This window comes from Arthrobacter sp. zg-Y1116 (genome assembly GCF_024385485.1).
Lineage (GTDB): Bacteria > Actinomycetota > Actinomycetes > Actinomycetales > Micrococcaceae > Arthrobacter_B.
This window is the reverse complement of sequence record NZ_JANFLR010000010.1, coordinates 1-512: the sequence shown is the minus strand read 5'-3', so window position 1 is coordinate 512 and position 512 is coordinate 1. Positions and strand designations below refer to the sequence as shown.

The 512-nt window shown below is 58.0% G+C and carries 2 rRNA genes; both read left to right on the top strand.

What is annotated here, in order from left to right:
* Positions 1 to 115, top strand: a 23S ribosomal RNA gene (locus NNX34_RS15975); the annotation flags it as partial.
* Positions 116 to 398: 283 nt separating this feature from the next.
* Positions 399 to 512, top strand: a 5S ribosomal RNA gene (gene rrf, locus NNX34_RS15970); the annotation flags it as partial.

Sequence of the window (512 nt, the reverse complement as noted above, 5' to 3'; positions counted from 1 at the left end):
ACCTTGTGTGTGAGAGGCCCCCAGCCAGACCACTGGGTTGATAGGCCGGATGTGGAAGCGGGGACTAAAGACCCGTGAAGCTGACCGGTACTAATAGGCCGATAACTTACACCACACCAGCACCTGGACGGACACGACTTCAAACGGTCCGTCAAAGTATAAAGGGTGTTGTAGATCATGCTGCTTGCGTCCACTATGTGGTTCCCGGACAACAACCGTTGGTTGTTGCACCAGGAACGAACACCGAACCCATGCCTCCTTGTCCAGGGGGCGGGTTCACCAATATTTACCGCACTGCCGGCACCCCTCCTTGCGAGGCGGTTTCGGGACGTGTTGTAACCATTGTTTTCCCCACGCATGCCCTGTTGGTTTTGGGTGTGTGGTGCGGGTGGAAGGGTTACGGCGGTCATAGCGTGGGGGAAACGCCCGGTCCCATTCCGAACCCGGAAGCTAAGACCCACAGCGCCGATGGTACTGCATCCGGGAGGATGTGGGAGAGTAGGTCACCGCCG